The 6389-nt window shown below is 60.0% G+C and carries 6 protein-coding genes; 1 reads left to right on the top strand and 5 read right to left on the bottom strand.

Annotation, left to right across the window (positions count from 1 at the left end):
• The 5 genes from AC3ZU9_RS31075 to AC3ZU9_RS31095 all read right to left on the bottom strand — a co-directional run.
• A partial coding sequence (locus AC3ZU9_RS31075) for a type III PLP-dependent enzyme (RefSeq protein ID WP_490091772.1) occupies positions 1–1118 on the bottom strand: 1118 nt, incomplete at its 3' end.
• Between the two features lie 476 nt (positions 1119–1594).
• Positions 1595–2752 (bottom strand): osmoprotectant ABC transporter ATP-binding protein OsmV, encoded by a 1158-nt coding sequence (locus AC3ZU9_RS31080; RefSeq protein WP_012722180.1) that lies wholly within the window; start codon positions 2750–2752, stop codon positions 1595–1597.
• Positions 2749–3402, bottom strand: a complete 654-nt coding sequence (locus AC3ZU9_RS31085) for an ABC transporter permease (protein ID WP_027604864.1) — start codon at positions 3400–3402, stop codon at positions 2749–2751. Before AC3ZU9_RS31085 ends, AC3ZU9_RS31080 begins: the two co-directional genes overlap by 4 nt.
• A 12-nt stretch (positions 3403–3414) precedes the next feature.
• Complete coding sequence (locus AC3ZU9_RS31090; protein WP_012722182.1) at positions 3415–4308, bottom strand: glycine betaine ABC transporter substrate-binding protein; 894 nt, start codon at positions 4306–4308, stop codon at positions 3415–3417.
• A 20-nt stretch (positions 4309–4328) separates the two neighbouring features.
• Positions 4329–5081 carry an ABC transporter permease gene (locus AC3ZU9_RS31095; protein ID WP_252120892.1) on the bottom strand — a complete coding sequence of 251 codons (753 nt, stop codon included), beginning with the start codon at positions 5079–5081 and terminating at the stop codon, positions 4329–4331.
• A gap of 295 nt (positions 5082–5376) precedes the next feature.
• Here AC3ZU9_RS31095 and AC3ZU9_RS31100 point away from each other — a divergent pair.
• Positions 5377–6389 (top strand): peptide chain release factor 3 (locus tag AC3ZU9_RS31100; RefSeq protein WP_490091773.1); only part of this gene is annotated, 1013 nt, incomplete at its 3' end.

Raw genomic sequence — 6389 nt, forward strand, 5'->3', positions numbered from 1 at the left:
GCGCTGTAGCTGGTGGTGTACGCACCGGTCGACAGCCAGTACAAACGGTCACCGATCGCCAGGTTCAGCGGCAGGCCGTACTTGTAGTTCTCGTACATGATGTCGGCGCTGTCGCAGGTAGGACCGGCGATCACCACTTCTTCCATCTCGCCCTTTTTCTCGGTCCAGATCGGGAACTTGATGGCTTCGTCCATGGTTTCGATCAGGCCGGAGAACTTGCCCACATCCGTGTACACCCAACGCTCGACGGCGGTACGGGATTTACGCGCCACCAGCACCACTTCACTGACCAGGATGCCGGCGTTGGCGATCAACGAACGGCCCGGTTCCAGGATGATTTCCGGCAGGTCGTCGCCGAAATCTTCCTTGAGGAAGCGGATGATTTCTTCGGCATAGGTTTCCAGGCTGTTGGTGCGGGTGATGTAGTTGGCCGGGAAGCCGCCGCCCATGTTGATCAGCTTGAGGTGGATATTGTCTTCTTCTTTCAGGCGCTCGAAGATCACTTTGACCTTGGCGATGGCCGCGTCCCACACGCTGATGTCACGCTGTTGCGAGCCGACGTGGAACGAGATGCCGTACGGCACCAGGCCCAGGTCGCGGGCGAGGATCAGCAGGTCCATGGCCATGTCTGTCTGGCAGCCGAATTTGCGCGACAAAGGCCAGTCAGCCGTGGTCGAGCCTTCGGTGAGGATACGCACATACACTTTCGAACCCGGCGCGGCCTTGGCGATGTTGCGCAGGTCGGCTTCGGAGTCGGTGGAGAACAGGCGCACGCCCTTCTCGTAGAAGTAGCGGATGTCCTTGGATTTCTTGATGGTGTTGCCGTAGCTGATACGGTCGGGGCTGACGCCACGGTCCATCACTTTATCCAGCTCGTAGATCGACGCGATGTCGAAGCTTGAGCCTTTATCCTTGAGCAGGTCGATGATCTCGACGGCCGGGTTGGCCTTGACGGCGTAATAGACCTTGGCGAATTCGAAACCGGCGCGCAGGTCATCGTAGGCCTGGCTGATCATCGCGGTGTCGATCACCACGAATGGGGTTTCTTGCTTGTCGGCGAACGCCTTCATTTTGTCAAACGTGGCGCGCGCGAAATAATCTTCGACATTGATCGACATGCTGGGAACTCCTAAGGGCAAACTGAAATTAGCAATGGGTGCAAATGAACGTCCTCCGTATCCCCACTTTGGTTCGCCTACTTCCCAAGGCATGTCGCCGAAAGCAAAAAGGCCATGGGATCACTTGCGTCCCTTGGCCTTGCTGTCTCGTCGTCAGTACTTGAGCCGGATGGATCGTTTCCAGCATGGACGTTCGGCGCGAACTTTAGGACGTGAGGGGCCATAGATCAACTAAAAATGTCGCGTTTTTGCACGCGTTCGTCGCGCGATGCCGTGCAGCTACTTATGTAACCGACCGGTGTGACGGAATGATGTTCCCCGCAGAAGGGAAATTGAGGGCATTTCCCTGACACACCGGAGGCTAAATGTGGGAGGGGGCTTGCCCCGATGGCGGTGGATCAGTGACTGATGAAGTGACTGAAACACCGCCATCGGGAGCAAGCCCCCTCCCACATTTTTACCTGTGTTGTGTCAGATCAGGCCAGGGCAGTCTCAGCCGGCGACACGATACTGGTCTTGCCCCCACGCGACTTACCGGAGCTCAGGTACTCGGCAATCGACTCCTGCGTCACCTCACCCAGGAACACCCGCTCCGCATCCATCACCGGCAACCACGAACGGTTGAACTCATACATGCGCGACAACAGGATGCGCAAATGCTCGTCATACGCCGCGGTGGCGTTGAACTCACGCAGATACTGGCCGCAGGTACCGGTCTGACGGTGCAGGTCGCGGCGGCGCACATACCCCAGCGCTTTGTTCTCGGCGCAGGTGACCACCACGTAGCGACGGTCCAGTTCGTCCATTTGCTCCAGGGCCTCGGCCACCGGCGTTTCCGGGCTCACCGACGGCGCGTTGTCCGCGGCATCTTCGGCCTTCACCAGCAGCAGGCGCTTGAGGGTGCTGTCCTGGCCCACGAAGTTGCTGACGAATTCGTCGGCCGGGTGCGCCAGCAGCGTGTCCGGGTGATCGATCTGCAGCAGCTTGCCGGCGCGGAAGATGGCGATCTTGTCACCGAGCTTGATGGCTTCGTCAATGTCGTGGCTGACCATGATCACGGTCTTGTTCAGCGCGCGCTGCATCTCGAAGAATTCGTTCTGGATCATCTCGCGGTTGATGGGGTCGACCGCGCCGAACGGCTCATCCATCAGCAGCAACGGCGCATCGGCCGCCAGTGCGCGGATCACGCCGATGCGCTGTTGCTGGCCACCGGACAGCTCACGCGGGTAGCGATGCAGGTACTGCTTGGGTTCCAGCTTGATCATGCTCATCAACTCGCGGGCGCGGTCGTGGCATTTTTGTTTGTCCCAACCCAACAGTTTGGGCACGACCACGATGTTTTCCTCGATGGTCATGTTCGGAAACAGGCCGATCTGCTGGATCACATAGCCGATGTTGCGGCGCAGGGTCACTTCGTCGAGGTCGGTGGTGTCTTCGCCGTTGATCAGAATCTTGCCCGAAGTGGGCTTGATCAGGCGGTTGATCATTTTCAGCGTGGTGCTCTTGCCGCAACCCGATGGGCCGAGGAATACGCAAATTTCGCCTTCGTTGACGGTCAGGCTTACGTCGTTGACGGCGGAAACCGTCTTGCCGTTGCTTTGAAAAGTCTTGGTCAGGTTTTGAAGTTCGATCATTTGAGCAGTCCTTTTGGAGTCAGCGAGCGTTGCAGCCATTGCAGAAGCAGGTCGGCGAAGATGGCCAGGAGACTGACCAGCACGGCGCCGACGATCAGCATCGACATGTCGCTGCGGCTGATGGAAGCCAGAATAAGTACACCCAGGCCACCGGCGCCGATGGTGGCGGCGATGGTCATCACACCAATGTTCATCACCACGGCGGTGCGCACACCGGCGAGGATCACCGGCACGGCGATGGGCAGCTCGACCATGCGCAGGCGCTGGCCGAAGGTCATGCCGATGCCTTTGGCGGCTTCACGGATACCGGGTTCCACGCCGGTGAGGGCGAGGTAGGTGTTACGCATGATCGGCAGCAGCGAGTAGAGGAACACGGCGGTGATCGCCGGCATCGGCCCCAGGCCCTGGCCGAACTTGGAGTAGAACGGCAGCAGCAGGCCGAACAAGGCGATGGACGGCACGGTCAGCAGCACCGTGGCGCTAGCTTGCAGCGGGCCGGCCAAGGTGGGGAAGCGGGTCATCAGCACGCCCAGGGGCACGCCTACGACGATTGCCAGGATCACCGCGATGCCGACCAGGGTGATGTGCTGCCAGGTCAGATGCAGGACTTGGGCCCAATCAAGATGGGAAAAGGCGTTTAAAAATTCCATGTCTTCTCCTCTTTAGTTGATCGGATGTTGGCGCAGAAAATCTGCGGCCACGGCGGACGGGCTTTCATGCTCGACGTCGACCCGCGCATTCAGCTCGCGCATGGTTTTGTCATCGAACAGATCGGCCAGCGGCTTGAGTTCAGCGGCCAGCTGAGGGTGCTGGTCGAGGTATTGCTGACGAATCACCGGCGCGGCGGTGTAGTCCGGGAAGTAGTGCTTGTCGTCTTCCAGCAGCTTGAGCTTGAAGGCGTTCAGGCGACCGTCGGTGGTGTAGACCAGGCCGGCGAACACTTGGCCATTACGCAGCGCGGTGTAAACCAGGCCCGCGTCCATCTGCCGGGTGTTTTTGCGGGTCAGGTTCATGTCGTACAGCTTGACCATGCCACCCATGCCGTCGGAACGGTTGGCGAACTCGGTGTCCAGGGCCACCAGGCGCGTGCCTTTGGTTTTTTCCGCCAGGGCTTGGGTCAGGTCGCTGATGCTATTGATCTGCGGGAATTCCTTGGCCACGTTCTCGGGTAACGCCAGCGCGTAGGTGTTGCTGAAGCGCGACGGCGAGAGCCAGACAAGGCCTTTTTTCGCGTCGAGTTCTTTAACCCGAGCGTAGGACTGTTCGCTGTCGAGTTTCTCGTCGACATGGTTGTAGGCCACCAGCGACACGCCGGTGTATTCCCACAGCAGGTCCAGTTGCCCGCTTTCCTGGGCACTGCGCGCCAGGTTGCTGCCCAGGCCGCCGGTCACCTGGGTTTGATAGCCCTTGGTGCGCAGGTACTGGGAGGTGATTTCGGCCAGCAGGGTCTGTTCGGTGAACACCCGGGCGCCGATGCGGATCAACGGTTTTTCAGCGGCTTGCGCAATGCCTGCAAACAGCAGGACGCAGCTCAATATCAGAGTCAGTCTTTTCATGTGATTTCCTTTGCCAGGCCTTAAGACGGACGCAACCCACGTTCCAGCCAGAGGCGGCTGGCCATGGTCACCAGACCGTCAAGCAGCAACGCCAGCAACGCGGTGCACGCGGCGCCGAGCAGCAATTGCGGCTGATTGTTCAGGGCGATGCCGGGGAAGATCAGGCTGCCGAGGCTGTTGGCGCCAATCAGGAACGCCAGCGGTGCGGTGCCGACGTTGATGGCCAGGGCCACGCGCACACCGCCGATGATGATCGGCACGGCGTTGGGCAATTCCACGCGAAACAGCACCTGGCGCGGCGTCATGCCGATGCCGGTGGCGGCTTCTTTCAGCGAGCCTTGAACGTTTTTCAGGCCTTCGTAGGTGTTGCGCACGATAGGCAGGAGGGAGGCGAGGAACAGCGCGAAAATGGCCGGGCCGCTGCCGATGCCAAGAACGCCGAGGGCGATGGCCAGTACGGCCAGGGGCGGGACGGTGTTACCGATGTTGAAGATCTGCATGAAGCGTTCTGCGCGCCCGACCATGTTCGGTCGGCTGAGCAGGATACCGGCGGGGATGCCCACAATCAGGGCGGCCAGCATGGAGACTAGAACGAGGATCAAATGAGCTTGCAGGTAAAACAACAAATCGTCGCGGTACAGTTCGATCGTGTTGATGCCGATCCAGTGGACCAGCAGGGCCAAGAGGGCGACGACAACCGCTCCTCCTATCAGCCCTTTGCCATAGCGAATAGCCACAGGCGGACTCCTTTTTTCTTCTGTCGGCGCCCACATTCTCCGGCGGCAATGCCATGCCTGGCTGCCTCTGAATGTGGTCGCGAAATGCAGCTCGCCGATACCGGCAACGCGGTATCCGATCGAGCCATGAGCGCAGCCTCGTCAGGCTAACTTGCTGATTTATCAGCCCCTGTTCCGAGTGCGGTAGCAGGGGAGTGGACGTCTCTACCTTTTAAAAGGTTCCACACTTGGCAGCATTTAGCCACCCCCAATGGGCTGAACGGTGGTCCGTCCTCCTGGGTTTGCGCTATACTCGCCGCCCTTTTTTGACTCACCTGCCAGGCGATTTCCCATGACCCACCAGGCCGCCGAAGTCGCGAAACGCCGCACTTTCGCCATTATTTCCCACCCCGATGCCGGTAAAACCACCATCACCGAGAAGCTGTTGCTGATGGGCAAGGCAATCGCGGTGGCCGGCACGGTGAAATCCCGCAAGTCCGACCGCCATGCCACCTCCGACTGGATGGAAATGGAAAAACAACGGGGTATCTCCATTACCACGTCGGTCATGCAGTTCCCGTATCGCGACCACATGGTCAACCTGCTCGACACCCCGGGCCACGAAGACTTCTCCGAAGACACCTACCGCACTCTGACGGCGGTCGACTCGGCGCTGATGGTCCTCGACGGCGGTAAAGGCGTCGAGCCACGGACCATCGCGTTGATGGACGTGTGCCGCTTGCGTGACACGCCGATCGTCAGCTTCATCAACAAACTCGACCGCGATATCCGCGACCCGATCGAGTTGCTCGATGAAATCGAAGCCGTCTTGAAGATCAAGGCCGCGCCGATCACCTGGCCGATCGGTTGCTACCGCGACTTCAAGGGCGTGTACCACCTGGCCGACGACTACATCATTGTCTACACCGCTGGCCATGGCCACGAGCGCACCGACGTCAAGATCATCGAGAAGCTCGACTCTGACGAAGCCCGCGCCCACCTGGGCGACGAGTACGACCGTTTTGTCGACCAACTGGAACTGGTGCAAGGCGCCTGCCACGCGTTCAACCAGCAGGAATTCCTCGACGGCCAACTGACCCCGGTGTTCTTCGGGACCGCCCTGGGCAACTTCGGTGTCGATCACGTGCTCGACGCTGTCGTGGACTGGGCCCCGCGCCCGCTGCCCCGTGTCGCCAACGAGCGCACCGTGGAACCGGTGGAAGAGAAGTTCTCCGGCTTCGTGTTCAAGATCCAGGCGAACATGGACCCTAAACACCGCGACCGCATCGCCTTCATGCGCATCTGCTCCGGCAAATACGACAAAGGCATGAAGATGCGCCACGTGCGCACCGGCAAGGACGTGCG

Source organism: Pseudomonas sp. A39 (genome assembly GCF_058145955.1).

Bases quoted from the DNA above. Each gene is read 5' to 3' on its own strand.
- AC3ZU9_RS31080 (WP_012722180.1), bottom strand. From the start codon at position 2,752: ATGATCGAACTTCAAAACCTGACCAAGACTTTTCAAAGCAACGGCAAG.
- AC3ZU9_RS31085 (WP_027604864.1), bottom strand. From the start codon at position 3,402: ATGGAATTTTTAAACGCCTTTTCCCATCTTGATTGGGCCCAAGTCCTG.
- AC3ZU9_RS31090 (WP_012722182.1), bottom strand. From the start codon at position 4,308: ATGAAAAGACTGACTCTGATATTGAGCTGCGTCCTGCTGTTTGCAGGC.
- AC3ZU9_RS31095 (WP_252120892.1), bottom strand. From the start codon at position 5,081: ATGTGGGCGCCGACAGAAGAAAAAAGGAGTCCGCCTGTGGCTATTCGC.